Annotated in this window: 25 protein-coding genes; 14 read left to right on the forward strand and 11 right to left on the reverse strand. The window is 54.0% G+C overall.

All coding sequences use genetic code 11. The annotated features are described in order from the left end of the window. Positions 1-2 precede the first annotated feature (2 nt). Together hemF and amiA are read right to left on the reverse strand one after the other, a co-directional pair. Entirely contained in the window at positions 3-902 is a 900-nt protein-coding gene (hemF, locus tag J4613_RS16850) for an oxygen-dependent coproporphyrinogen oxidase (RefSeq protein WP_111742271.1), read from the reverse strand. A 2-nt stretch (positions 903-904) separates the two neighbouring features. Continuing rightward, positions 905-1,774 (reverse strand): N-acetylmuramoyl-L-alanine amidase AmiA, encoded by an 870-nt coding sequence (gene amiA, locus J4613_RS16855; protein WP_000102880.1) that lies wholly within the window; start codon positions 1,772-1,774, stop codon positions 905-907. A gap of 212 nt (positions 1,775-1,986) precedes the next feature. Here amiA and J4613_RS16860 point away from each other — a divergent pair, with 212 nt between their 5' ends. The 10 genes from J4613_RS16860 to cysM all read left to right on the forward strand — a co-directional run bounded on the left by J4613_RS16860 (position 1,987) and on the right by cysM (position 10,516). Continuing rightward, the gene (locus J4613_RS16860) at positions 1,987-2,412 is read left to right on the forward strand and encodes a GNAT family acetyltransferase (RefSeq protein WP_000406008.1); all 426 of its coding nucleotides are present in this window, start codon (positions 1,987-1,989) and stop codon (positions 2,410-2,412) included. Beyond that, on the forward strand, positions 2,399-2,848 hold the full coding sequence (locus tag J4613_RS16865; protein WP_000842937.1) for a DUF2919 domain-containing protein: 450 nt from the start codon (positions 2,399-2,401) through the stop codon (positions 2,846-2,848). The genes J4613_RS16860 and J4613_RS16865 overlap by 14 nt, the downstream gene beginning before the upstream one ends. A 61-nt stretch (positions 2,849-2,909) precedes the next feature. After that, positions 2,910-3,485 (forward strand): RpoE-regulated lipoprotein, encoded by a 576-nt coding sequence (locus J4613_RS16870; protein WP_000838968.1) that lies wholly within the window; start codon positions 2,910-2,912, stop codon positions 3,483-3,485. Positions 3,486-3,579: 94 nt separating this feature from the next. Then, positions 3,580-4,479, forward strand: a complete 900-nt coding sequence (gene yfeX, locus J4613_RS16875) for a porphyrinogen peroxidase (RefSeq protein WP_000084583.1) — start codon at positions 3,580-3,582, stop codon at positions 4,477-4,479. Positions 4,480-4,726: 247 nt separating this feature from the next. Next, the gene (ucpA, locus tag J4613_RS16880) at positions 4,727-5,518 is read left to right on the forward strand and encodes an SDR family oxidoreductase UcpA (protein ID WP_000517460.1); all 792 of its coding nucleotides are present in this window, start codon (positions 4,727-4,729) and stop codon (positions 5,516-5,518) included. A 157-nt stretch (positions 5,519-5,675) separates the two neighbouring features. Beyond that, complete coding sequence (gene cysP / locus J4613_RS16885; RefSeq protein ID WP_111742272.1) at positions 5,676-6,692, forward strand: thiosulfate/sulfate ABC transporter substrate-binding protein CysP; 1,017 nt, start codon at positions 5,676-5,678, stop codon at positions 6,690-6,692. Continuing rightward, positions 6,692-7,525, forward strand: a complete 834-nt coding sequence (gene cysT, locus J4613_RS16890) for a sulfate/thiosulfate ABC transporter permease CysT (protein WP_000881745.1) — start codon at positions 6,692-6,694, stop codon at positions 7,523-7,525. Before cysP ends, cysT begins: the two co-directional genes overlap by 1 nt. Continuing rightward, on the forward strand, positions 7,525-8,400 hold the full coding sequence (cysW, locus tag J4613_RS16895; RefSeq protein WP_000852705.1) for a sulfate/thiosulfate ABC transporter permease CysW: 876 nt from the start codon (positions 7,525-7,527) through the stop codon (positions 8,398-8,400). Before cysT ends, cysW begins: the two co-directional genes overlap by 1 nt. Beyond that, positions 8,390-9,484 (forward strand): sulfate/thiosulfate ABC transporter ATP-binding protein CysA, encoded by a 1,095-nt coding sequence (cysA, locus tag J4613_RS16900; protein ID WP_000021072.1) that lies wholly within the window; start codon positions 8,390-8,392, stop codon positions 9,482-9,484. Before cysW ends, cysA begins: the two co-directional genes overlap by 11 nt. 120 nt (positions 9,485-9,604) lie before the next feature. Further along, positions 9,605-10,516: a cysteine synthase CysM gene (gene cysM, locus J4613_RS16905; RefSeq protein ID WP_001093873.1), complete on the forward strand. Its 912-nt coding sequence runs from the start codon at positions 9,605-9,607 to the stop codon at positions 10,514-10,516. A gap of 130 nt (positions 10,517-10,646) precedes the next feature. Here cysM and J4613_RS16910 read toward each other — a convergent pair whose 3' ends face one another. Genes J4613_RS16910 through ptsJ form a run of 4 tightly spaced genes read right to left on the reverse strand, consistent with a single transcriptional unit; the run spans position 10,647 to position 13,664 of the window. Further along, complete coding sequence (locus J4613_RS16910) at positions 10,647-11,186, reverse strand: transglycosylase domain-containing protein (protein ID WP_001119684.1); 540 nt, start codon at positions 11,184-11,186, stop codon at positions 10,647-10,649. A gap of 12 nt (positions 11,187-11,198) precedes the next feature. Continuing rightward, positions 11,199-11,579, reverse strand: a complete 381-nt coding sequence (locus J4613_RS16915) for a YfeK family protein (RefSeq protein ID WP_077910381.1) — start codon at positions 11,577-11,579, stop codon at positions 11,199-11,201. Between the two features lie 58 nt (positions 11,580-11,637). Beyond that, positions 11,638-12,357, reverse strand: coding sequence for a GMP synthase (locus tag J4613_RS16920; RefSeq protein ID WP_001263765.1), 720 nt, complete (start codon positions 12,355-12,357; stop codon positions 11,638-11,640). A 14-nt stretch (positions 12,358-12,371) separates the two neighbouring features. Next, positions 12,372-13,664, reverse strand: coding sequence for a transcriptional regulator PtsJ (gene ptsJ / locus J4613_RS16925; RefSeq protein ID WP_061376181.1), 1,293 nt, complete (start codon positions 13,662-13,664; stop codon positions 12,372-12,374). Positions 13,665-13,746: 82 nt separating this feature from the next. Between ptsJ and pdxK the strand changes: the two genes are divergently transcribed. Beyond that, positions 13,747-14,613, forward strand: a complete 867-nt coding sequence (pdxK, locus tag J4613_RS16930; protein ID WP_023197976.1) for a pyridoxine/pyridoxal/pyridoxamine kinase — start codon at positions 13,747-13,749, stop codon at positions 14,611-14,613. Further along, positions 14,610-14,849, forward strand: a complete 240-nt coding sequence (locus J4613_RS16935; RefSeq protein WP_000844541.1) for a hypothetical protein — start codon at positions 14,610-14,612, stop codon at positions 14,847-14,849. The genes pdxK and J4613_RS16935 overlap by 4 nt, the downstream gene beginning before the upstream one ends. A 149-nt stretch (positions 14,850-14,998) precedes the next feature. On the opposite strand, the gene crr is transcribed toward J4613_RS16935, so the two are convergent. From crr to cysZ, 5 genes are all read right to left on the reverse strand, one after another. Next, positions 14,999-15,508 carry a PTS glucose transporter subunit IIA gene (crr, locus tag J4613_RS16940; RefSeq protein ID WP_000522253.1) on the reverse strand — a complete coding sequence of 170 codons (510 nt, stop codon included), beginning with the start codon at positions 15,506-15,508 and terminating at the stop codon, positions 14,999-15,001. 40 nt (positions 15,509-15,548) lie between these two features. Further along, positions 15,549-17,276 carry a phosphoenolpyruvate-protein phosphotransferase PtsI gene (ptsI, locus tag J4613_RS16945; RefSeq protein ID WP_000623114.1) on the reverse strand — a complete coding sequence of 576 codons (1,728 nt, stop codon included), beginning with the start codon at positions 17,274-17,276 and terminating at the stop codon, positions 15,549-15,551. Positions 17,277-17,324: 48 nt separating this feature from the next. Further along, entirely contained in the window at positions 17,325-17,582 is a 258-nt protein-coding gene (gene ptsH / locus J4613_RS16950; RefSeq protein ID WP_000487600.1) for a phosphocarrier protein Hpr, read from the reverse strand. 383 nt (positions 17,583-17,965) lie between these two features. Beyond that, positions 17,966-18,937: a cysteine synthase A gene (gene cysK / locus J4613_RS16955; RefSeq protein WP_000036904.1), complete on the reverse strand. Its 972-nt coding sequence runs from the start codon at positions 18,935-18,937 to the stop codon at positions 17,966-17,968. Between the two features lie 163 nt (positions 18,938-19,100). Continuing rightward, complete coding sequence (gene cysZ / locus J4613_RS16960) at positions 19,101-19,862, reverse strand: sulfate transporter CysZ (RefSeq protein ID WP_000255008.1); 762 nt, start codon at positions 19,860-19,862, stop codon at positions 19,101-19,103. Between the two features lie 231 nt (positions 19,863-20,093). Here cysZ and zipA point away from each other — a divergent pair, with 231 nt between their 5' ends. Continuing rightward, positions 20,094-21,080 carry a cell division protein ZipA gene (gene zipA / locus J4613_RS16965; protein ID WP_208293661.1) on the forward strand — a complete coding sequence of 329 codons (987 nt, stop codon included), beginning with the start codon at positions 20,094-20,096 and terminating at the stop codon, positions 21,078-21,080. Between the two features lie 71 nt (positions 21,081-21,151). Then, positions 21,152-23,167 (forward strand): NAD-dependent DNA ligase LigA, encoded by a 2,016-nt coding sequence (gene ligA / locus J4613_RS16970; RefSeq protein WP_000433268.1) that lies wholly within the window; start codon positions 21,152-21,154, stop codon positions 23,165-23,167. Position 23,168 lies beyond the last annotated feature (1 nt).

Below are 23,168 nucleotides of genomic sequence, written 5' to 3' on the forward strand. Positions count from 1 at the left end.
AATTACACCCAGTCGCGTACCTGAATAAACTCGCTCAGCGCCGCTTCCGGGCTACCCGCTTCTGGCTGCCAGTCGTACTCCCAGCGCACCAGCGGCGGCATCGACATCAGGATAGATTCAGTGCGCCCGCCGGTTTGCAGACCAAACAGGGTGCCTCTGTCCCACACCAGATTGAACTCCACGTAGCGCCCGCGGCGATAAAGTTGAAAATTACGCTCCCGCTCTCCCCAGACCATCGCTTTGCGTCGTTCGACAATCGGTAAATACGCCTCGGTGTAGCCGTTGCCGACCGCCTGCATAAAGGCGAAGCAGTAGTCGAAATCCGGCGTATTCAAATCGTCAAAAAACAGGCCGCCGATACCGCGCTGCTCGTTACGATGCTTGAGGAAAAAGTAGTCGTCGCACCACTTTTTATAGCGCGGATACACATCGTCGCCAAACGGCTGACACAGGTCGCGGGCGGTGCGGTGCCAGTGAACGGCATCCTCTTCAAAGCCGTAGTAGGGCGTTAAATCGAACCCGCCGCCAAACCACCACACCGGATCGGCGCCCGGTTTTTCGGCAATAAAAAAGCGCACGTTAGCATGGCTGGTGGGAATATACGGATTGTGCGGATGCACCACCAGCGATACGCCCATCGCTTCAAAGCTACGCCCGGCGAGTTCTGGCCGATGCTCGGTGGCGGACGCGGGCATTGCATCGCCGTGAACGTGAGAGAAATTAACGCCCGCCTGTTCGAAAATCCCGCCGTTGCGTAATACCCGGCTGCGTCCGCCGCCGCCCGCTTCGCGTCGCCAGCTATCTTCGACAAAGTTTGCGCCATCCACAGCGGATAACTTTTGGCAAATATCATCCTGCAGGCGTAGCAGAAACTGTTTTACGTGATGTGCATCGGGTTTCATGATTACCGTTTCTTCGTGTGTGCTTTCTGATTATCAAACCAGTGAAAATAACTGATGATGCCGTTGGCGATCGCCGTAGCGATTTTCTGGCGAAACGCCGTCGTGCCCAGCAGGCGTTCTTCTTCCGGATTGGTAATAAACGAGGTTTCGACCAATACCGACGGAATTGACGGTGATTTTAGCACCACGAAAGCCGCTTGTTCGGTAGTGCGGCTGTGTAATTTATGTATAGGTTTGATTTTCTTGAGAATATGCGAACCCAGCGTCAGACTGTTTTTAATCGTATCGGTTTGCACCAGATCAAACAAAACTTGTTGTAATAGATGATCCCGGTCAGTGGCTTTTTTACCCGCCACTTCGTCCGCGCGGTTTTCACGCTCGGAGAGATACTTCGCCATGGCGCTACTGGCCCCGCGGTTGGAAAGCGCAAAAACGGAAGCGCCCGCCGCTTTCGGGTTGGTAAAACCATCGGCATGAATGGACATAAACAGATCCGCGCCGTGCTTATGGGCGATTTCCACCCGATCGTACAGCGGAATAAAGGTATCCCCTGTCCGGGTTAAACGCGCATCGATTCCGTGATTTCGCAAAATAGCGCGCACGTTTTTGGCAATTGCCAGTACGACGTGTTTTTCCTGAGAACCGTTGCGGCCAATCGCGCCGGTATCGATGCCGCCGTGTCCGGGGTCGAGCATCACCAGCCGTTTACTGCCGGTTTTTTTGGTTTTGGGTTTGCTGTGACCATTACTGGTTTTTAGCGTTTCTTCTTTGGCTATTGCGTGCGACATACCTGACAGCGTCAGGGCCGCCAGACCTGTTTTGAGTACCTGGCGGCGCGATGTGAGAGTTTTTAGGAGTTTAAAAGTGCTCATACGGCCTGAGTTGTGAAAATTAAGTTCAAGATGTTATATCGTATCGCGTAATCCGTTACGACGGTTGGTGATGAGAATTGTTTTACTTTTCATTTCAATACGTGACACATCGCCATTATGCCATTTTTTCCGCTACATCGCGTCAGATATTGGCTGAATCAGATGTTTGCGCCATAATCTTGGTTTTTCCACCCGAAAAGGCAACGAATACCATGGAAATACGCGTTTTTCGCCAGGAAGATTTCGAAGAGGTGATTACCCTCTGGGAGCGTTGCGACCTGCTGCGTCCATGGAACGATCCTGAAATGGATATTGAACGCAAGGTGAATCACGATGTCAGCTTGTTCCTCGTTGCGGAAGTTAGCGGCGAAGTCGTCGGTACGGTAATGGGCGGTTATGACGGGCATCGCGGCTCGGCGTATTACCTGGGCGTTCACCCGGAGTTCCGCGGGCGCGGCATTGCGAATGCGTTGCTTAACCGGCTGGAAAAAAAACTCATCGCTCGCGGGTGTCCGAAAATCCAAATTATGGTGCGCGATGATAACGACGTTGTGCTGGGCATGTATGAACGTCTGGGGTATGAGCATTCTGACGCCCTAAGTTTGGGTAAACGCCTGATTGAAGATGAAGAGTACTGAGTTTCATCCAGCCGATTATGATGTACACGGACGTTTACGCCTGCCGTTTCTGTTCTGGTGCGTACTGCTACTTCAGGCGCGCGCCTGGGTACTCTTTGTCATTGCCGGTTCATCCCGTGGACAGGGTAATACTTTGTTAAACTTTTTTTATCCCGACCATGACAATTTTTGGCTGGGGCTGTTGCCCGGCGTTCCGGCGGTAGTGGCGTTTTTGCTCAGCGGGCGGCGTGAAGCGTTTCCTGGTGTGTGGCGCTGGCTGCGCGGACTCCTGATTCTTGCTCAACTGGTGTCGTTGTGCTGGCTGCCGGTGATGTGGCTGGGTGGCGACCCGGTCAACGGCGTCGGGCTGGCGCTGCTGCTGGCGGACATCGTCGCGCTGATCTGGCTGTTAACCAATCAACGTTTGCGTGCCTGTTTTTCCTTTGAGAAAGAATAACGGCACTTTTTGGCGAACCCGCACTCCAACCAACGTTAATTAATAAAAGAAAGGAAGTGAGATGAAATCGCTGCGTTTGACTTTACTCGCACTGCCGCTGGCGCTGACCGGCTGCTCGACGCTCTCCTCGGTCAACTGGTCTGCCGCAAATCCATGGAACTGGTTTGGTTCCTCGACAGAAGTCACTGAGCAAGGCGTGGGAGCGCTGACCGCCGCCACGCCGCTGGAAGAGCCGGCTATTGCAGAGGCATTAGATGGCGATTATCGCCTGCGTAGCGGTATGAAAACCGATAACGGCAACGTGGTGCGCTTTTTCGAAGCGATGAAGGGCGACAATGTCGCGATGGTGATCAACGGCGAGCAGGGAACCGTGAGCCGTATTGATGTGCTGGACAGCGATATCCCAACCGCCGCGGGGGGCAAAATCGGTACGCCGTTTAGCGACCTTTACAGCAAAGCTTTTGGTCACTGCGAGCCGGTTTCCAGCGATAGCCATACCAGCGTCGAATGTAAAGCCGAGGGAAGTCAGCATATTAGCTATGTTTTCTCCGGCGAGTGGAGCGGACCGGAAGGCTTAATGCCTCCTGATGACGTCTTAAAAAACTGGGACGTGCGCAAAATTATCTGGCGTCGTTAATTTGCGCCTGAACAAACCGCTTCGCTTAAAAACAAGGTAAAATAGCCTCCATTAATGCCACGACTGCGTGGCATTCTCATTTTCAGGAGGAATCATGTCTCAGGTTCAAAGTGGCATTTTGCCGGAACATTGCCGTGCGGCAATTTGGATTGAAGCCAATGTGAAAGGCGACCTGGACGCCCTGCGCGCGGCCAGCAGAACATTTGCCGATAAACTGGCGACCTTCGAAGTCAAATTTCCGGACGCCCATCTTGGGGCCGTTGTGGCGTTTGGCAACAACACCTGGCGCGCTCTGAGCGGCGGCGTCGGGGCGGAAGAACTGAAAGATTTTATTCCTTATGGTAAAGGGCTGGCGCCGGCCACGCAGTATGACGTGCTGATCCATATCCTTTCCCTGCGCCACGATGTGAATTTTTCTGTTGCCCAGGCGGCGATGGAAGCCTTCGGCGACTGTATCGACGTGAAAGAAGAAGTTCACGGTTTCCGTTGGGTGGAAGAACGCGATCTGAGCGGCTTTGTCGACGGGACAGAGAACCCGGCGGGCGAAGAGACGCGCCGTGAAGTGGCGGTGATCAAAGATGGCGTGGATGCCGGCGGCAGTTATGTGTTCGTGCAGCGTTGGGAACACAATCTCAAGCAACTTAACCGGATGAGTATTCACGATCAGGAGATGATGATCGGGCGTACCAAAGAAGCCAATGAAGAGATTGACGGCGATGCGCGTCCGGCAACGTCTCACCTGAGCCGCGTCGATCTCAAAGAAGATGGCAAAGGGCTGAAGATTGTACGCCAGAGCCTGCCATACGGCACCGCCAGCGGTACTCATGGTCTCTATTTCTGCGCTTACTGCGCACGTCTGCACAATATCGAACAGCAGCTTTTGAGTATGTTCGGCGATACCGACGGTAAACGCGACGCAATGCTGCGCTTCACCAAACCGGTGACTGGCGGCTACTATTTTGCGCCGTCGCTGGATCGCCTGTTAGCGCTATAAGGTAAAACCCTGTCGGATGGCAGCGCAAACGCTTTATTCGACCTACGATTGGTAGGCCTGATAAGCGCAGCGCCATCAGGCAGAACAGCATGAAACAGCATGAAAATGCCCATCCCCGCCTCCGCGGGGATTTTTTTACCTAATATTTACCTGAATTAGTGAGCTATTCCTCAGCACTTATTTGTTATTACTGTATTTTCAGTGTTAATGGAGTGTAAGACTCCATATTCAAAAGGAGACATTGAAAATGGGTAAACTCACGGGCAAGACAGCATTGATTACGGGCGCATCGCAGGGCATTGGCGAAGGGATCGCTCGCGTATTCGCACGCCACGGCGCGAACTTAATCTTGCTGGATATCTCCGATGAGATTGAAAAGCTGGCGGATGAGCTGGGCGGGCGCGGACATCGCTGTACTGCCGTTAAGGCTGACGTCAGAGATTTTGCTTCGGTGCAGGCGGCGGTTGCGCGCGCCAAAGAGACTGAAGGTAGAATTGATATTTTGGTGAATAACGCTGGCGTGTGCCGTCTGGGCAACTTCCTCGATATGAGTGAAGAAGATCGCGATTTCCACATTGATATTAATATTAAAGGTGTCTGGAACGTCACCAAAGCCGTCCTGCCGGAGATGATTAAACGTAAAGATGGCCGCATTGTGATGATGTCTTCCGTCACGGGAGATATGGTGGCGGACCCGGGTGAAACGGCCTATGCGCTGTCAAAAGCCGCCATTGTCGGTTTAACCAAATCGCTGGCGGTAGAGTATGCGCAGTCCGGTATTCGCGTGAATGCCATTTGCCCCGGTTATGTAAGAACGCCGATGGCGGAAAGCATTGCCCGTCAGTCTAATCCTGACGATCCGGAGTCGGTATTAACGGAAATGGCAAAAGCCATTCCGCTACGCCGCCTTGCCGATCCGCTGGAAGTAGGGGAACTGGCGGCATTTCTGGCTTCCGATGAGTCCAGCTATCTTACCGGAACGCAAAACGTCATTGATGGCGGCAGTACCCTGCCTGAAAGCGTAAGCGTAGGCGTCTGATTGATGCCGGTCTCCTCCTCACGCCGCGTGGGGAGGGATTCTCTTATTCCCTTTTCAACTTTCAAATCATCAAACGGTATATAAAACCGTTACTCCTTTAGCGCTGGTTATAAATATGATGACCATAAGAAAGTCATTAAATTTATAAGGGTGCGCAATGGCCGTTAACTTACTGAAAAAGAGACCCCTGACGCTGGCAGCAATGCTATTACTGGCAGGGCAGGCGCAGGCAACGGAGCTGCTGAACAGCTCATACGATGTCTCCCGCGAGCTGTTTGCCGCCCTTAACCCGCCGTTTGAGCAACAATGGGCGAAGGATAACGGCGGCGATAAGCTGACGATTAAGCAGTCTCATGCCGGGTCATCAAAACAGGCGCTGGCGATTTTGCAGGGACTGAAGGCAGACGTCGTGACCTACAATCAGGTGACCGACGTACAGATTCTCCATGATAAAGGCAAACTGATCCCTGCCGACTGGCAAAGCCGTCTGCCGAACAACAGTTCGCCATTCTATTCCACGATGGGCTTCCTGGTGCGCAAGGGGAACCCCAAAAATATTCACGACTGGAGCGATCTTGTACGTTCCGACGTGAAGCTGATTTTCCCTAACCCGAAAACCTCCGGCAACGCCCGTTACACGTATCTGGCGGCATGGGGCGCGGCGGATAACGCGGACGGCAGCGATAAAGCCAAAACCGAACAGTTTATGACCCAGTTCCTGAAAAACGTCGAAGTGTTTGATACCGGCGGCCGCGGCGCTACGACTACCTTTGCCGAGCGTGGTCTGGGCGATGTGCTGATTAGTTTTGAGTCGGAAGTGAACAATATCCGCAAACAATATGAAGCCCAGGGATTTGAAGTGGTGATCCCGAAAACGAACATTCTTGCTGAATTCCCGGTTGCCTGGGTAGATAAAAACGTGCAGGCCAACGGCACAGAAAAAGCCGCCAAAGCTTACCTGAACTGGCTGTATAGCCCGCAGGCGCAGACCATCATCACCCATTACTACTACCGCGTGAATAACCCGGAAATCATGGGCAAGCAAGCAGATAAATTCCCGCAGACCGAACTGTTCCGCGTGGAAGAAAAGTTTGGTTCCTGGCCGGAAGTGATGAAAACGCACTTTGCCAGCGGCGGCGAGCTGGACAAACTGTTGGCGGCGGGGCGTAAGTAATGCTTGCCGTTTCTTCCCGACGCGTGCTGCCCGGCTTTACGTTAAGCCTCGGCACCAGTTTGCTGTTTGTCTGCCTGATCCTGCTGTTGCCGTTGAGCGCGCTGGTGATGCAGCTCTCACAGATGAGCTGGGCGCAATACTGGGATGTTGTGACCAACCCACAGGTGGTGGCTGCCTATAAAGTGACGCTGCTGGCGGCATTTGTGGCGTCGATTTTTAATGGCGTGTTTGGTCTGCTGATGGCGTGGATTTTAACCCGCTACCGTTTTCCGGGGCGCACGTTGCTGGATGCGCTGATGGATCTGCCGTTTGCGCTGCCGACAGCGGTGGCGGGGTTAACGCTGGCCTCGCTGTTCTCAGTGAACGGTTTCTACGGTCAGTTTCTCGCGCAGTTTGATATCAAAGTGACCTATACCTGGCTCGGTATTGCGGTGGCGATGGCCTTTACCAGCATTCCATTTGTGGTACGCACCGTCCAGCCGGTACTGGAAGAGCTGGGGCCGGAATATGAAGAAGCGGCGCAAACGCTGGGGGCCACCCGGCTGCAAAGTTTTCGCAAAGTCGTGCTGCCTGAGCTGTCGCCTGCGCTGATTGCCGGCGTGGCGCTCTCTTTTACCCGTAGCCTGGGCGAGTTTGGCGCGGTGATTTTTATCGCCGGAAATATCGCCTGGAAAACAGAAGTGACCTCGCTGATGATTTTTGTGCGTTTGCAGGAGTTTGATTACCCCGCCGCCAGCGCCATTGCCTCGGTGATCCTTGCGGCATCCTTGCTGCTGCTGTTCTCTATCAATACTTTGCAAAGTCGCTTTGGTCGACGTGTGGTAGGTCATTAATGGCGGAAGTGACTCAATTGAAGCGATACGACGTCCCCCGCATTAACTGGGGAAAATGGTTTTTGATTGGCGTCGGGATGCTGGTTTCGGCGTTTATCCTGCTGGTGCCGATGATTTACATCTTCGTGCAGGCGTTCAGCAAAGGGTTAATGCCGGTACTGCAAAATCTGGCCGATCCGGACATGCTGCACGCCATCTGGCTGACGGTGTTGATTGCCTTGATCGCAGTGCCGGTGAATCTGGTGTTCGGCATTCTGCTGGCGTGGCTGGTGACGCGCTTTAACTTCCCCGGACGTCAGCTATTGCTGACCCTGCTGGATATTCCCTTTGCCGTCTCACCGGTGGTGGCCGGTCTGGTTTATCTGCTGTTTTATGGCTCCAACGGCCCGTTGGGCGGCTGGCTGGATGAGCATAATTTGCAAATGATGTTCTCCTGGCCGGGGATGGTACTGGTCACTATTTTTGTCACCTGCCCGTTTGTGGTGCGCGAACTGGTGCCAGTGATGCTCAGTCAGGGCAGTCAGGAAGATGAGGCGGCGATTTTACTGGGCGCATCCGGCTGGCAAATGTTTCGCCGCGTGACGTTGCCGAATATTCGCTGGGCGTTACTCTACGGCGTGGTATTAACCAACGCTCGCGCGATTGGCGAGTTTGGCGCGGTGTCGGTGGTGTCCGGCTCGATTCGCGGCGAAACGTTATCGCTACCGTTACAGATTGAATTGCTGGAGCAGGACTACAACACCGTCGGCTCCTTTACCGCCGCCGCATTGTTGACGCTAATGGCGATTATTACCCTGTTTTTGAAGAGCATGTTGCAATGGCGTCTGGAGAATCAGGAAAAACGCGCGCAACAGGAGGAAAATCATGAGCATTGAGATCGCCAGAATTAAGAAATCGTTTGGTCGCACTCAGGTACTGAATGATATCTCGCTGGATATTCCTTCCGGCCAGATGGTTGCCTTGTTGGGGCCGTCTGGTTCCGGCAAAACGACGCTGCTGCGCATTATTGCCGGGCTGGAACATCAGTCCAGCGGCCATATTCGTTTCCACGGTACGGACGTTAGCCGCCTGCACGCGCGTGAGCGTAAAGTCGGTTTTGTGTTTCAGCACTATGCGCTGTTTCGCCATATGACGGTGTTTGACAACATCGCTTTTGGCCTGACGGTGCTGCCGCGACGCGACCGCCCAACTGCGGCGGCGATTAAAACGAAAGTGACGCAATTGCTGGAGATGGTGCAACTGGCGCACCTCGCGGATCGCTTCCCCGCCCAGCTTTCCGGCGGACAAAAACAGCGCGTGGCGCTGGCGCGCGCGCTTGCCGTGGAACCGCAAATTCTACTGCTGGATGAACCCTTTGGCGCGCTGGATGCCCAGGTACGTAAAGAGTTACGTCGCTGGTTGCGCCAGCTACATGAAGAACTGAAATTCACCAGCGTCTTTGTCACCCACGATCAGGAAGAGGCGACGGAAGTGGCGGATCGGGTGGTGGTGATGAGTCAGGGCAATATCGAACAGGCTGATGCGCCGGATCGGGTGTGGCGTGAACCGGCAACCCGCTTCGTACTGGAGTTTATGGGCGAGGTGAACCGCCTGACAGGCACCGTCCGCGGCGGGCAGTTTCACGTTGGCGCGCATCGCTGGCCGTTGGGTTATACGCCCGCGTACCAGGGGCCGGTCGATCTGTTCCTGCGTCCGTGGGAGGTGGATATTAGCCGCCGCACCAGCCTGGATTCTCCGCTACCAGTACAGGTCATTGAGGCCAGCCCGAAAGGTCACTATACACAACTAGTGGTGCAGCCGCTGGGGTGGTATCACGATCCGCTGACGGTGGTGATGGCGGGTGACGACGTCCCGCAGCGCGGCGAGCGTTTGTTTGTCGGCTTACAGAACGCACGTCTCTATCATGGCGACCAGCGTATTGAGCCCCATGAGGCGCTTGCTCTTGCGGAGTCTGCCTGATAGGTTAATTTGCAGGTTTATCGCCCGGTGGCGCTTCGCTTACCGGGCCTACAGCGTATATCGTGATTTTGTAGGCCGGGTAAGCACAGCGCCACCCGGCATTTTTATTGAGCTGAAAACGTGAATACATTAGAACAAACCATCGGCAATACGCCGCTGGTCAAATTACAACGTCTGGCGCCGGATAACGGCAGTGAAATCTGGGTCAAGCTGGAAGGCAATAATCCGGCAGGATCGGTGAAAGATCGCGCGGCGCTATCGATGATTGTCGAGGCGGAAAAGCGCGGGGAAATTAAACCGGGCGATGTCCTGATTGAAGCGACCAGCGGCAACACGGGCATTGCGCTGGCGATGATCGCCGCGCTGAAAGGTTATCGCATGAAGCTGTTGATGCCGGACAACATGAGCCAGGAGCGTCGGGCGGCAATGCGGGCCTATGGCGCGGAACTGATTCTGGTCACTAAAGAGCAGGGAATGGAAGGGGCGCGCGATTTAGCGCTCGCTATGTCTGAACGAGGCGAGGGTAAACTGCTCGATCAGTTTAATAACCCCGATAATCCCTACGCCCACTACACCACCACCGGCCCGGAAATCTGGCGGCAAACGCAGGGGCGGGTAACGCATTTTGTCTCCAGCATGGGCACGACCGGCACCATTACCGGCGTGTCGCGTTTTCTGCGCGAGCAGGAAAAACCGGTCACCATCGTTGGCCTGCAGCCGGAAGAGGGCAGCAGTATTCCGGGCATTCGCCGCTGGCCTGCGGAATATATGCCGGGCATTTTTAACGCCTCGCTGGTAGATGAGGTGCTGGATATTCATCAGAATGATGCCGAAAACACCATGCGTGAACTGGCCGTTCGTGAAGGCATTTTCTGCGGCGTGAGTTCCGGCGGCGCGGTAGCGGGCGCGTTACGCGTCGCACGAGCCACGCCCGGCGCGATAGTGGTGGCGATCATCTGCGATCGCGGCGACCGTTACCTTTCGACCGGCGTGTTTGGTGAAGAGCATTTCAGCCAGGGGGCAGGGATTTAAACTAGTGAGTTCAGCTGATTGGGATAAACACAGGCAACGGCGCCTTTGACAAGCGGGAATATCCTGCCGATTTTCTATGTGCGCCAGCGCATTACCGCCGCCTTTTATAATAAAAGCTCGTCTGTTGTTCTTATTGTTGTATTTGTTCCTGGCAAAGCGTCATGTAATGCTTGCTGCTTTCTACCAGCCTGGCTGAACCAGGCCGGTAAAGTGACGGCGCTTTAAACATATAAATCAGTTGTACTTGTTGCTGGCAGGCCATCTCTGTCACTGGTACGTGAAATAACGTTAACGCCGCATTTTTCGTACCGTAAACCGCGTTACCCTGCGAATCCCGGCCATAATACGCTTGCGCCAGCATCATGGCATACAGCTCGTCGTCGCGGTACAGGCTGTCCAACCAGAACACCCAGATCGCGGTCCTGAAATGCCCATCCACGCCAGCTTGGGTATAGAGCAATCTGGCAGTATAAGATTTGGGATGTATTTTGGCCGCAGCGCGGCGCAAAAAACGCGTCTGCGGCGATTCGGACAACCAGAAAGAGGCGCTCTGTAATGCGGTCTGGGCTATGGGACGAATTTCCAGATAATAGTAAACGATTAACCCTACAGCAAACGCTAACAGAAGCGCGATAACGCCTTTAAAAAACCACAGTAACACGCCTGGCATTATGATTTTTTCTTACTCAACATTCTTATCCGTTTCCGCAATAAGCGCATGTAAATAAGGCTGCGCGTTTTCATCGCTTTTACTGGGAATTTTAACGATATAGGGTTTTCCGGTGATGGACGACGACGACGCGACTTTATCGATAAACTGTTCGGCGGTGTCGATACGATTGCGCGTGTTGCCCAGTTTTAAGCGCAGGTGCGATACGGCTTCCTCGCAGTTATGCGCATCACCGTTACGAACGAATGTCAGATCCTTTTTCTGCGCCAGCGCATTAAGCATGGCGTTAATGCGCGCTTCTTCGTGGGCGTTTAGCTTCGCCCAGGCGGGTAGGGTCAGCAGGAGCGCAACGACGGCGCAGACAATTTTCTTCATGGTAAAATCCTTTTTCATGCGATAATCACTGCACCTCAGACCGTTAGCCGGGTAATAAGTTGCACTCCTGGTGTGGTTATTTCTGTGAGTGCGCCAGCGTGAGTTCATCCAGAAAACGCCACAGCTTTTCATTCATCTGCTGGTAATCCCATGCGCGCATCTCGGCGACCGAGCGGATAAAACGCTTCCCTTGCGCGTCAGCCAGCTCCTGCTGCGAATGTTGGATTAATCCTTCAACCGCCTCGACGGTAAATTCCATATGACACTGGAAGCCGTAGACAAAATTGCCGTACTGCACTATCTGACGTGGACAGCCTTCGCTTTCGGCCAGCACGGTCGCCTGATCGGTGAGTCCTGGCATATCGTTGTGCCAGTGGCCGACGGTTAACGGGGAGCCAAAGTGGGCGATAAGCGGATGCCGCAGACCGGCTTCAGTGAGCGTAATAGGGTAGTGACCAATCTCTTTTTCCGGACTTTGGCACACAGCGGCGCCCAGCGCCTCGCCAATGAGCTGCGAACCAAGACAAATGCCAATAACCATTCGCCGGGCCGTAATCGCCTGATTAATTAAGTGCTGTTCGGCGCGAGAGTCAAAGTACGGGTACTCTTCGCGGGTGGTGCGCGGCGACTGCGGACCGCCAAATACCACGAGCATATCGAACTCATCGGCATTGGGCGGTAGCGCTTCTCCGGCATAGACGCGCGACCATGAAATGGTATAACCGCGATCTTCAGCCCATTTCAGATAAGCGCCAGCGGATTCAAACGACTCATGGACAACAAAATGAACTCGCACGTTATTTTCTCCTGTTAGCGATTTAGCGCCTGATGGATATCAGCCGCCAGCGTGTTGATCTCGCTGTCATTTAATGTCGACAGCGTGATACGTAGACCGTGAGACGGCGCGCTTACGCCAAAGGCTTCTCCCTCACGTACCAGCCAGCCGGATTTTGCCAGCGTAAACGCGGTAACCTGGCTATGGGTGTCCAGCGGGAGCCAGGCATTCACGCCGTCGCCGGGAGAAATGGCGATGCCATATTGCTGTAGGGCGCGGGCCAGTTTTTGTTGCCGGGCGGCGTAAAACAGCCGCGTTTGCGCCAGCCTGTGCTGATACTCAGGGTCGGTCAGGCAGGCGTAGACCAGATCCTGTAACAGATGGCTGACCCACTGACTACCGGCATTTAGCCGCAGCCGAAGTTTTGCCGAGGTCGCGCTGTCGCTGGCGACAATAGCAAGACGTAAATCGGGGCCGAGGGCTTTGGAAACGGAGCGTATCACCGCCCAGTGTTGCGTTGTCTGCGCAATAACCGGCTGCCAGGGCGACGAAGAAAGTAGAGCGAAGTGATCGTCGATAATGACCACTACCTGAGGGTAACGCGCCAGTATATTTTGCAGCGCAGCGGCACGGCGAGCGCTCAGGCTACAGCCGGTAGGGTTGTGCGCGCGCGGCGTTAAGATCACTGCCCGCGCGCCCTGATTTAGCGCCTGTTCCAGCTTTTCAGGCTGCATTCCTTCGCTATCTACGCTGACCGGGCTGGCGCTAAAACCGGCATAGCGCAGCATATTGATACTGCTTAAAAAACAGGGATCTTCCACCGCGACGCTGTCGCCCGGCAGCAGATGCGCGCAAAGCAGTCTTTCGATAGCGTCGATAGCTCCGCTGGTGATATCAATTTCGCCTGCGACGGGGGTGGCATCCCGTAGCCAGCGCGCCGCCCAGGCGTGTAGTTCAGGGGAAACGGGCGCATCGCCGTAGAGATGCGGCGTGCGGCTGAGACGGGCAAAATAACGGCTAAGGTCAGGCAGACGCTGCGGATCGGGATTGCCGCCGGAAAGGTCGTGCAGAGGCGTATGCGGATCGCCGCCTTCCAGCGCTACGGGAGACGGACTGCCTTTAATCACCGTCCCATTGCGGCCTAAACTTTGCGCCAGTCCCGCCGTTATCAGCCGTTTATACGCCGCTGCGACGGTATTGCGGTTCACCTTTAATTCGCTTGCCAGCTCCCGTACCGGCGGGAGCGAATCCTCCGCCCGTAACGTGCCGGCGATAATGTGTTGACGGATACTGTCAAAAATTTCGTTAGCGGTTTTTCCGTCGATCATTATTGACCTATGACAAAATGAATTTTAGCATATGACAATGATAATGAGGCGGTAGCCTGCTGTCCAGCGAGAGGAAAATTTTATGGGACAAGAGAGTGATATTCAGTCAGTGCTCTTCGACGACAACCATCGGGCATTACAGACCGATATCGTCGCCGTCCAGTCACAGGTCGTGTACGGCAGCGTAGGCAACAGTATCGCTGTTCCGGCCATTAAAGCGCAGGGACTACGCGTGACGGCGGTTCCGACGGTGCTGTTCAGCAATACGCCGCACTATAAAACCTTTTATGGCGGCATTATTCCCGCCGAGTGGTTTGCAGGCTACCTTACGGCGTTGAATGAGCGCGATGCGCTACGTGAATTAAAAGCGATTACCACCGGTTACATGGGCAGCGCAGACCAAATTGTCTTGCTTTCGAAGTGGCTAATGGCGATCCGGGCTTCGCATCCGGAGGTGTGTATTCTTGTTGATCCGGTCATTGGCGATACCGACAGTGGAATGTATGTGCAGGCGGAAATTCCGCAGGCTTATCGCACGCATTTGTTGCCGCAGGCGCAGGGGCTAACGCCGAACGTATTTGAGCTGGAGATGCTGAGTGGTAAACCGTGTCGCACGCTGGAAGAGGCGGTGGCGGCGGCGCAATCTCTGCTTTCCGATACGCTGAAATGGGTGGTTATCACCAGCGCGCCGGGCGAATCTCTGGAGACCATAACGGTTGCCGTCGTTACCGCGCAGGTCGTGGAGGTCTTTGCCCATCCGCGGGTGGCGACGGAGTTAAAAGGGACGGGAGATCTCTTCTGCGCCGAGCTGGTCAGCGGTATTGTGCAGGGAAAAAAACTGATGACCGCGGCAAAAGATGCGGCGCAGCGCGTGCTGGAGGTGATGACCTGGACACAGCAGTGTGGCTGTGATGAGTTAATTCTGCCGCCGGCAGGGGAGGCGCGATGAAGAGTTATCGGCTGGTGGTTCGCCAGCAGGGACGTATCGTGGGGCATTTTGAAACGAGCGGGCTGGACGCGCTGGAAGATATTTGCGTAGCGCGGGCGATGTTTGGCATCACTGGCGGCTATCAGTGCGAGTTGCAAGTGTCCGATTCCGAACGCAGGATGCTGGAGAGTGGCCCGGATGGGATGAAGATCCTGATGCGCGAGAAGTGCTTTCGCCCGGTGACCTCGCAGTTGTAACCCGTGGATTGGCGCTGAAATGTTCGCAACCTTGTAGGCCTGATAAGCGTAGCGCCATCAGGCAGTGCGCCGCACCACCGCCGGATGGCGGCGCAAGTACAGGCAAAAAAAATGGCGCCCAAAGGCGCCATTCTTCACTGCGGCAAGAATTACTTCTTAATGCGGATAACCGGAGTTTCACCCACGGTCACGCTACCGGACAGTTTGATCAGTTCTTTGATTTCATCCATGTTGGAGATAACAACCGGAGTCAGGGTAGACTTGGCTTTTTCTTCCAGCAACGGCAGATCGAACTCGATGACCGGATCGCCAACTTTCACGCGCTGACCTTCTTCAGCAATACGCTTGAAGCCTTCGCCTTTCAGCTCAACGGTGTCGATACCGAAGTGAACGAACAGCTCAATGCCGCTATCGGATTCGATAGAGAACGCATGGTTGGTTTCAAAGATTTTGCCGATGGTGCCGTCAACAGGGGCGACCATTTTGTTACCGGTTGGTTTGATAGCGATGCCATCACCAACGATTTTTTCAGCAAAAACTACATCCGGCACGTCTTCGATGTTGACGATCTCGCCAGAGAGCGGGGCAACAATCTCAATAGTTCCGGTGTCTTTCTTATCATCAGAAACCAGAGATTTTAGTTTATCGAACAAACCCATGATCTTCTCCTAAGCAGTAAATTGGGCCGCATCTCGTGGATTAGCAGATTGTTTTTTCTTCAATGAACTTGTTAACCAGCGTCATTAACTCGTCCGTTGTCGGTTGAGCAAGAGCCTGCTCTGCTAACACCTTCGCATCTTCGAAGTTCGTGTTACGGATAATCTTCTTAATGCGCGGGATAGAAATGGCGCTCATAGAGAATTCGTCCAGACCCATCCCCAGCAACAGAAGTGTAGCACGTTCGTCGCCTGCAAGCTCACCACACATGCCAGTCCATTTACCTTCTGCATGAGAAGCATCAATAACTTGCTTGATCAAGTTCAGTACGGACGGTGACATTGGCTGGTAAAGGTGTGAAATCATATCATTACCACGGTCAACTGCCAGGGTGTACTGCGTTAAATCATTGGTGCCGATACTAAAGAAATCAACTTCTTTGGCTAAATGACGCGCAATTGTCGCCGCAGCCGGTGTTTCCACCATCACGCCAATCTCAATGCTTTCGTCAAATGCTTTACCTTCGTCACGCAGTTCCTGTTTGTAGATTTCAATCTCTTTGCGCAGCGCGCGAACTTCTTCAACAGAGATGATCATCGGGAACATAATGCGCAATTTACCGAAAGCGGAGGCACGCAGAATCGCGCGAACCTGGTCACGCAGGATCTCTTTGCGATCCATGGCGATACGCACGGCGCGCCAGCCCAGGAACGGGTTCTCTTCTTTCGGGAAGTTCATGTACGGCAGCTCTTTGTCGCCGCCAATGTCCATGGTACGGACGATAACCGCCTGCGAGCCGCACGCTTCAGCGACCGCTTTATAGGCGGCAAACTGCTCTTCTTCCGTCGGCAGCGCGTCGCGATCCATGAACAGGAATTCAGTACGATACAGGCCAACGCCTTCCGCGCCGTTACGCTCAGCGCCTTCAACGTCGCGAACGGTACCGATGTTGGCGCAAACTTCAACCTGATGTCCATCCAGCGTGATTGCCGGCAGATCTTTCAGTTTTGCAAGTTCCGCTTTCTCGGTCGCAACCTGCTCCTGGACGGCGCGCAGTTGCTCAATAACATCGTTGGTCGGGTTGACGTAAACCTGGTTGTTTACGGCATCCAGAATCAGATAGTCGCCGTTTTTCACCTGAGCGGTGACGCTACCGGTACCTACGATCGCTGGCAGTTCCAGAGAACGCGCCATGATGGAGGTATGAGACGTGCGTCCGCCCGCGTCGGTGATGAAGCCCAGCACTTTCTGCAGGTTCAGCTGTGCAGTTTCTGACGGCGTCAGGTCAGCGGCAACCAGGATAACTTCTTCCTGAATCGCGCTCAGATCGATAATGGCCAGACCCAGGATGTTGCGCAGCAGGCGCTTACCGATATCACGTACGTCAGCCGCACGCTCTTTCAGGTATTCGTCATCCAGTTCTTCCAGGGCAGTGGCCTGACCTTCGATAACTTCATGCGCGGCTGCGTCAGCCGTCATGTGCTTATCTTTAATCAGGGCTATGATTTCCTGCTCCAGCTCCTCATCTTCGAGCAGCATAATATGCCCTTCAAAGATGGCTTCTTTTTCTTCACCGAACGTTTCACCAGCTTTTGTCTTGATCGCTTCCAGTTGCGCAGATGCCTTGGCACGACCGCTCAGAAAACGTTCAACTTCCTGATCAACCTTGTCGGCAGAAATTTTTTTCCGGTCAATGACGATTTCGTCTTCTTTCAGCAGCAGTGCTTTGCCGAAAGCGATACCCGGGGATGCTAAAATGCCTGAAATCATAACCCTACCTTACTTGTGACTGATTTTTAAAAGAACCCGGAAAAAAACTTACTCGAGTTCCGCCATCAGTTTGACCAGATGTTCAACCGCTTTCTGCTCATCTTCACCTTCTGCGGAGATGGTGACGACGGTGCCTTGAGTCAGGCCCAGAGTCTGCAGTTTAAACAGGCTTTTCGCGCTGGCGCTTTTGCCGTTGGAAGTCACAGTAATCTCAGAAGTGAAGCCTTTTGCTTCTTTAACAAACTGAGCAGCAGGGCGGGTGTGCAGACCGTTCGGAGCGGTAATGGTAACTTCTTGCTGGAACATTGTATTTCCCCAACTTATAGGTTTAGTGTTGTGGAACTAAAGTCTAGCCTGGCGGCTCAACTTTAGCCTGTATTGTTAGCGCCGGCGTAAACGGGACGCGACACAAAAGGTGTTCTACGCAATCCGTTGCTGGCAACTTATGGCCGCTGACGTTTCGCTCGTCATTAAACATTATGCCGCGAAAGGAAGAGTTGAACCAAATCATAAAATCGATTCAGCTAACGCTTTTCCTGTAACGATTAATTTCGCGCATCAAAATAATTAGTCTGGTTAAATACCAGTTCCGGCAGGGTGAATCAATGCCAGGTGAGGTGAAAGTTTGAAGCAGGCCACAAAAAAGCACCCAAAAAGGTGCTTTTTTACGCGTTTTTAACATGCTGGCATCACTGTTGCAGTTCTTTCTCAGTAAAGAGATCGGCGAACAACGCGGTGCTCAGATAACGCTCACCTGATGAAGGTAGGATAACCACAATATTCTTATTGGTAAAGCTTTCATCTTCCTGCAGCTTAAGCGCTGCAGCAACCGCGGCACCGGAAGAAATTCCTGCCAGAATACCTTCCTCTTCCATCAGACGGCGCGCGGTAGAAATGGCTTCTTCATTGGTGATGCCAACCACTTTATCAATCAGTTTCAGATCCAGGTTGCCCGGGATGAAGCCTGCGCCGATGCCCTGAATTTTATGCGGGCCTGGTTTGATCTCTTCACCAGCCAGCGCCTGGGCAATAACCGGGGAGTCAGTGGGTTCTACCGCAACGGTGATAAGATCGGTTTTACCCTTCGTCCCTTTGATATAACGCGTGACGCCGGTTAACGTACCGCCAGTGCCGACGCCGGAGATAAACACATCCACCTGACCATCGGTGTCTTCCCAGATTTCCGGGCCGGTGGTTTTTTCATGGATTTCCGGGTTGGCAGGGTTGCTGAACTGCTGGAGCAGGAGATATTTTTGCGGATCGCTGGCGACAATTTCTTCGGCTTTCTGAATAGCGCCTTTCATCCCTTTCGCCCCTTCGGTCAGCACCAGATTCGCGCCTAATGCTTTGAGTAGCTTGCGGCGTTCAATGCTCATGGTTTCCGGCATGGTCAGGGTGAGTTTGTAACCGCGCGCGGCGGCGACATACGCCAGCGCAATACCGGTGTTGCCGCTGGTCGGCTCCACCAGTTCCACGCCAGGTTTCAGTACGCCACGCTTTTCGGCATCCCAAATCATATTGGCGCCGATACGGCACTTGACGCTGAAGCTCGGGTTGCGCGACTCCACCTTCGCCAGAATGCGTCCATTACCGATACGGTTCAGTCGAACCAGCGGCGTATGACCGATAGTCAGCGAGTTATCTTCATAAATCTTACTCATGGCCTGTCCTTAACTGTATGAAATTGGGATACCTTCCCAGCATACCTTCCAGCCAGATATGGGGAAGTAAGGATTTCGCATATCTATATGCTGATGGGAAATAATGGTTATCAGTATGGAATAAGAGACAGCATAAGCCATCTCTTATTTATACATTTTTACGTTATTTCCATAACGCGTGCTTAGCACGCCAGCAATCAACCCACATTGCCGTCGCGCCACAGACGGCGACAGGCATAATGAAAAGGTTAAGCACCGGAATCATCGTAAAGAGGCTGGTGAGCGCGCCAAATTGCATATTCGCCACCTTCTGCGTGCGCAACGCGGCGCGCATCGTTTTAAACGGCACTTTGTGGTTATCGAACGGGTAGTCGCAATACTGGATCGCCAGCATCCAGGCGCTGAACAAAAACCACAGCACCGGCGCGATGGTTTGGCCAATGCCAGGAATAAAATAGAGAACCAGCAGCACAATAGCACGCGGCAGATACCACGCCAGCTTTTGCCATTCACGTTTCATAATGCGCGGTACATCTTTCATGATGCCGAGTATGCCGGTATCTGGCGGCGTGGCGCCGGTTAACCGCGCCTCAAGCTGTTCGGCTAAAAGGCCGTTAAACGGCGCGGCGATCCAGTTGGCGAGGGTAGAGAAAAAATAGCCAAAGACCAACAGAACAGAGATAACTGCAATCGGCCACAGCAGATAGCTCAGCCATTGCAGCCAGTCCGGCACATGACTCATCAACGAAGGTATCCAGGCGTCAAGCTGGGTAAACAGCCACCAAAATGCGCCGCCCATCAGCACAATGTTGACCAGCAGAGGTAAAATAACAAAGCGGCGGATTCCCGGTAGGGTGACTAACTTCCATCCTTGCGAGAAATAATAGACGCCGCTACGTGGTACGGTTGTGGATGATGAAACCATATTCAGGACATACTCCTTTTTCTTAAAGCCCTGGGTAAACGTGGGATATCTTACCCGGTTATCAGACGGTGGATAGTTCGGAAATGTTCGAAAAAACAGCAAAAAGCACATTTTCCTTCATCTTTATGCTGCGAAAGCCAACAGTACACTTGCACTTGACGTAATCGGCAAATACTCTTAGTGAGTAAATGTTTGCCGTGGTGGCAAGGTGTTAGAACAACAGAGAATATAATGATGCAGGATTTGCGTCTGATATTAATCATTGTTGGCGCGATCGCCATAATCGCTTTACTGGTACATGGTTTCTGGACCAGCCGTAAAGAACGATCTTCTATGTTCCGCGATCGTCCACTAAAACGCATGAAATCGAAACGCGACGACGACTCGTATGACGACGATGTCGAAGAAGACGAAGGCGTGGGTGAAGTTCGTGTTCACCGCGTAAATCATGCCCCCGGCCAGTCGCAGGAGCATGATGCCCCTCGTCAGTCGCCGCAACACCAGTACCAGCCGCCTTATGCGTCTGCGCAACCGCGTCCAGCGGCGCCGCCGCAGCCGCAAGCGCCGATGCAACAGCCGGTTCAGCAACCGGTCCAACCTGCGCCGCAGCCTCAGCAGGCTCAGCCATCTGCGCCGCCGGTACAGCCGCCGCAACAGCAGCCTGCACCGCCGTCGCAAGCGCCGCAGCCTGTTGCGCAGCCCGCGCCGCCGCCATCAGCGCAAACCTTCCAGCCTGCGGAACCTGTGGTTGAGGCGGAACCGGTAGTGGAAGAAGCGCCGGTTGTGGAAAAACCGCAGCGTAAAGAGGCGGTCATCATTATGAACGTCGCGGCCCATCATGGCAGCGAGCTTAATGGTGAAGTGTTACTGAACAGTATTCAGCAGTCAGGCTTTAAATTTGGCGATATGAATATTTTCCATCGTCATTTGAGCCCGGACGGCAGCGGCCCGGCCTTGTTCAGTCTCGCGAATATGGTCAATCCGGGAACGTTCGATCCTGAAATGACGGACTTCACTACGCCTGGCGTCACTATCTTTATGCAGGTACCGTCTTACGGCGATGCGCTGCAGAATTTCAAGCTGATGCTGCAATCCGCGCAGCATATCGCTGATGAGGTCGGTGGCGTCGTGCTGGATGACCAGCGTCGGATGATGACGCCGCAGAAACTGCGCGAATATCAGGACCGCATCCGCGAGGTGATGGACGCTAACGCCTGAGGTTAACGCAGGTGTGACATTTTTAACGTAACCCCCGCCTGTCGGGGGTTTTTTATCATTGATGGTGTGATATGGAACCAATCGAACAACAACTGACAGAACTGCGAACCACGCTTCGCCATCATGAATATCTGTATCATGTGATGGATGCGCCAGAGATTCCCGACGCCGAATATGACCGCCTGATGCGGGAACTGCGAGAGCTGGAGGCGCAACGTCCGGACCTTATCACGCCGGATTCGCCCACGCAGCGCGTTGGCGCGGCGCCGCTGACGGCATTCAACCAGATTCGCCATGAAGTACCGATGCTGTCGCTCGATAACGTATTTGATGAAGAAAGCTTCCTGGCGTTTAACAAGCGAGTGCAGGATCGTCTAAAAAGCACGGAAAATGTCATCTGGTGCTGCGAGCTAAAGCTGGATGGCCTGGCGGTCAGCATTCTGTATGAAAACGGCGTGCTGGTGAGCGCAGCGACGCGTGGCGACGGCACCACCGGTGAAGATATCACTTCAAACGTGCGCACGATTCGCGCCATTCCGTTAAAGCTGCACGGCGATAACATTCCGGCGCGTCTTGAAGTTCGCGGAGAGGTATTTTTACCGCAGGCCGGGTTTGAAAAGATCAATGAAGACGCGCGCCGCACTGGCGGCAAAGTGTTTGCTAACCCGCGTAACGCGGCGGCGGGCTCGCTGCGTCAGCTCGATCCGCGTATTACGGCGAAGCGACCGCTAACATTTTTCTGCTACGGCGTCGGTATTCTGGAAGGCGGCGAGTTGCCGGATACGCATCTGGGACGTTTGCTGCAATTTAAAGCGTGGGGGTTACCGGTCAGCGATCGCGTGACGCTGTGCGATTCTCCCCAGGCGGTACTGGATTTTTATCACAACGTCGAAAAAGATCGCCCCACGCTCGGTTTTGATATTGACGGCGTGGTGATTAAGGTCAACTCGCTGGCTTTGCAGGAACAGCTGGGCTTTGTGGCCCGCGCGCCGCGCTGGGCGGTGGCGTTTAAATTTCCTGCTCAGGAGCAGATGACTTTTGTGCGCGACGTTGAGTTTCAGGTCGGGCGTACCGGGGCGATTACGCCGGTGGCGCGTCTGGAACCGGTTCAGGTGGCTGGTGTGCTGGTCAGCAATGCCACGTTGCATAATGCCGATGAAATTGAACGGCTTGGCTTGCGCATTGGCGATAAGGTGGTTATCCGTCGGGCAGGCGATGTGATCCCTCAGGTGGTCAATGTGGTTCTGTCCGAACGCCCTGAAGAGACGCGTCCGATTGTGTTTCCAACGCACTGTCCGGTGTGCGGATCGGACGTAGAGCGCGTCGAAGGCGAAGCCGTTACCCGTTGTACCGGCGGGCTGATTTGCGGCGCGCAGCGTAAAGAGTCGCTGAAACATTTTGTGTCGCGCCGGGCGATGGATGTAGACGGGATGGGCGATAAGATCATCGACCAACTGGTGGAAAGGGAGTATGTCCATACGCCAGCGGATCTGTTCCGTCTGACGGCGGGTAAACTGACCGGCCTGGACCGAATGGGGCCAAAGTCCGCGCAAAATGTTGTAAACGCGCTGGAAAAAGCCAAAGCGACGACCTTTGCGCGTTTTCTCTATGCGCTGGGCATCCGTGAAGTGGGTGAAGCGACGGCGGCGGGGTTGGCGGCTTATTTCGGCACGCTGGAGGCGCTACAGGCCGCCACCATTGACGAGTTGCAGAAAGTACCTGACGTGGGGATTGTGGTCGCTACGCACGTCTTTAACTTTTTTGCCGAAGAGAGTAATCGTGACGTGATTGGGCAGCTACTGGCGGAAGGGGTGCACTGGCCCGCGCCGGTAGTCATTAATGTGCAAGAGATCGATAGCCCGTTTGCCGGTAAAACCGTGGTACTAACCGGTAGCCTGAGCCAGATGTCCCGCGATGACGCTAAAGCGCGTTTAGTGGCGCTGGGCGCGAAAGTGGCAGGCAGCGTATCGAAGAAAACCGATCTGGTGATTGCCGGTGAAGCGGCGGGTTCCAAACTTGCCAAAGCGCAGGAACTGGGCATCAATGTCATTGATGAAGCGGAAATGATCCGCTTACTGGATGCCTGAG

The organism is Salmonella sp. 32020114201800008SM (genome assembly GCF_017572025.1).
Taxonomy (GTDB): Bacteria; Pseudomonadota; Gammaproteobacteria; order Enterobacterales; family Enterobacteriaceae; genus Salmonella; species Salmonella enterica.

What these genes read in the sequence shown, in the direction of transcription:
- hemF (WP_111742271.1), bottom strand. Translation starts at nt 902, where the DNA reads ATGAAACCCGATGCACATCACGTAAAACAGTTTCTGCTACGCCTGCAG.
- amiA (WP_000102880.1), bottom strand. Translation starts at nt 1,774, where the DNA reads ATGAGCACTTTTAAACTCCTAAAAACTCTCACATCGCGCCGCCAGGTA.
- J4613_RS16860 (WP_000406008.1), top strand. Translation starts at nt 1,987, where the DNA reads ATGGAAATACGCGTTTTTCGCCAGGAAGATTTCGAAGAGGTGATTACC.
- J4613_RS16865 (WP_000842937.1), top strand. Translation starts at nt 2,399, where the DNA reads ATGAAGAGTACTGAGTTTCATCCAGCCGATTATGATGTACACGGACGT.
- J4613_RS16870 (WP_000838968.1), top strand. Translation starts at nt 2,910, where the DNA reads ATGAAATCGCTGCGTTTGACTTTACTCGCACTGCCGCTGGCGCTGACC.
- yfeX (WP_000084583.1), top strand. Translation starts at nt 3,580, where the DNA reads ATGTCTCAGGTTCAAAGTGGCATTTTGCCGGAACATTGCCGTGCGGCA.
- ucpA (WP_000517460.1), top strand. Translation starts at nt 4,727, where the DNA reads ATGGGTAAACTCACGGGCAAGACAGCATTGATTACGGGCGCATCGCAG.
- cysP (WP_111742272.1), top strand. Translation starts at nt 5,676, where the DNA reads ATGGCCGTTAACTTACTGAAAAAGAGACCCCTGACGCTGGCAGCAATG.
- cysT (WP_000881745.1), top strand. Translation starts at nt 6,692, where the DNA reads ATGCTTGCCGTTTCTTCCCGACGCGTGCTGCCCGGCTTTACGTTAAGC.
- cysW (WP_000852705.1), top strand. Translation starts at nt 7,525, where the DNA reads ATGGCGGAAGTGACTCAATTGAAGCGATACGACGTCCCCCGCATTAAC.
- cysA (WP_000021072.1), top strand. Translation starts at nt 8,390, where the DNA reads ATGAGCATTGAGATCGCCAGAATTAAGAAATCGTTTGGTCGCACTCAG.
- J4613_RS16910 (WP_001119684.1), bottom strand. Translation starts at nt 11,186, where the DNA reads ATGCCAGGCGTGTTACTGTGGTTTTTTAAAGGCGTTATCGCGCTTCTG.
- J4613_RS16915 (WP_077910381.1), bottom strand. Translation starts at nt 11,579, where the DNA reads ATGAAAAAGGATTTTACCATGAAGAAAATTGTCTGCGCCGTCGTTGCG.
- ptsJ (WP_061376181.1), bottom strand. Translation starts at nt 13,664, where the DNA reads ATGATCGACGGAAAAACCGCTAACGAAATTTTTGACAGTATCCGTCAA.
- pdxK (WP_023197976.1), top strand. Translation starts at nt 13,747, where the DNA reads ATGGGACAAGAGAGTGATATTCAGTCAGTGCTCTTCGACGACAACCAT.
- J4613_RS16935 (WP_000844541.1), top strand. Translation starts at nt 14,610, where the DNA reads ATGAAGAGTTATCGGCTGGTGGTTCGCCAGCAGGGACGTATCGTGGGG.
- crr (WP_000522253.1), bottom strand. Translation starts at nt 15,508, where the DNA reads ATGGGTTTGTTCGATAAACTAAAATCTCTGGTTTCTGATGATAAGAAA.
- ptsI (WP_000623114.1), bottom strand. Translation starts at nt 17,276, where the DNA reads ATGATTTCAGGCATTTTAGCATCCCCGGGTATCGCTTTCGGCAAAGCA.
- ptsH (WP_000487600.1), bottom strand. Translation starts at nt 17,582, where the DNA reads ATGTTCCAGCAAGAAGTTACCATTACCGCTCCGAACGGTCTGCACACC.
- cysK (WP_000036904.1), bottom strand. Translation starts at nt 18,937, where the DNA reads ATGAGTAAGATTTATGAAGATAACTCGCTGACTATCGGTCATACGCCG.
- cysZ (WP_000255008.1), bottom strand. Translation starts at nt 19,862, where the DNA reads ATGGTTTCATCATCCACAACCGTACCACGTAGCGGCGTCTATTATTTC.
- zipA (WP_208293661.1), top strand. Translation starts at nt 20,094, where the DNA reads ATGATGCAGGATTTGCGTCTGATATTAATCATTGTTGGCGCGATCGCC.
- ligA (WP_000433268.1), top strand. Translation starts at nt 21,152, where the DNA reads ATGGAACCAATCGAACAACAACTGACAGAACTGCGAACCACGCTTCGC.